Here is a 1224-nt window from a genome sequence, read left to right as displayed (position 1 = left end):
TGACCTGAGCCCCTGAACTTCCTCCAGATTTTGGTAGAGTCCGTCGTATCAAGGAGACGGACGGAATGAAGCATTCACGGTTCACGGACGAGCAGATCATCGGGATATTGAAAGAGCAGGAGAGCGGCATGCGGACGGCCGATGTCTGCCGCAAGCACGGGATATCTGAGGCGACCTTTTACAAATACAAGGCGAAGTTCGGCGGCATGGAGGTATCCGATGCCCGCAAGCTGAAGGCTCTGGAAGACGAGAACGCCAAGCTGAAGAAGCTGCTGGCCGAGACCATGCTGGACAATGCCATTCTGAAAGATGTCGCTTCAAAAAAGTGGTGACGCCCGATGTGAAGCGGGATGCTGTGGCTCATGTCTGCAAACAACATGGGGTGAGCCAGCGTCGGGCGTGTGAGGTTCTGTCCGTTGATCGGTCGAGTGTGCGATATCGTAGCATTCGACCGGATGACGCTGATATCCGTGAGGCAATGAAGCTGGTGGCGTCCGAACGCCGTCGTTTCGGCTATCGCCGCATCCACGTCATGCTGGGTCGGCAGGGCATCATCATGAACCTGAAGAAACTGCGGCGTCTCTATCGCGAAGAGAAGCTGACGGTACGCAAACGTGGTGGACGCAAACGGGCTTTGGGGACGAGACGCCCTCTGGCGCTGCCCTCGCGTGCCAACGAGCGATGGAGCCTGGATTTCGTCAGCGACGCTTTCACAGATGGTCGTCGCTTTCGGATTCTGGCCGTCGTCGATGACTTTACCCGCGAATGCCTGGCGCTGGTCGCCGACACGTCGCTCTCAGGCCGGCGGCTTGCGCGGGAACTCGATGCCGTCATCGCCCAACGAGGCAAGCCACGAACAATTGTCTCCGACAACGGCACGGAGATGACCAGCATGGCCGTTCTGGAATGGTGCCAAAGCACGCATGTCGAATGGCATTATATCGCACCGGGCAAACCCATGCAGAATGGCTTCGTAGAAAGTTTCAACGGCAGCTTCCGTGACGAATGCCTCAACGAAACACTGTTCTCGTCACTGACGCAGGCGAGGATCGAAATCATAGCATGGAAGGAGGACTACAATCGCAACAGACCGCATTCTTCACTGGGCAACATCACACCCAGCGAATTCGCAATGAAAATGGCTATGGAAAAACAGGCCGCATAAGGTCAGATTGAAAACCCAAGACTCTCCTGAAAATTGGAGGGACGATGGGTCTCAGGTCA

1 protein-coding gene is annotated in these 1224 nt (G+C 56.0%); it reads left to right on the top strand.

Annotation, left to right across the window (positions count from 1 at the left end):
- Window positions 1-65: 65 nt before the first annotated feature.
- Window positions 66-1165, top strand: a protein-coding gene (locus AC1Q6Z_RS35255) for an IS3 family transposase (protein WP_492650749.1) whose coding sequence is annotated in 2 segments (ribosomal slippage) — window positions 66-318 and window positions 318-1165 — 1101 coding nt in all. Because the reading frame shifts where the segments join, the coding sequence is not laid out codon by codon here.
- Window positions 1166-1224: the final 59 nt, after the last annotated feature.

The organism is Shinella sp. GW835-FHT14H05, from assembly GCF_058793575.1.
The sequence above is the reverse complement of the archived record's forward strand: the minus strand, read 5'-3'. Positions and strand labels throughout refer to the sequence as shown.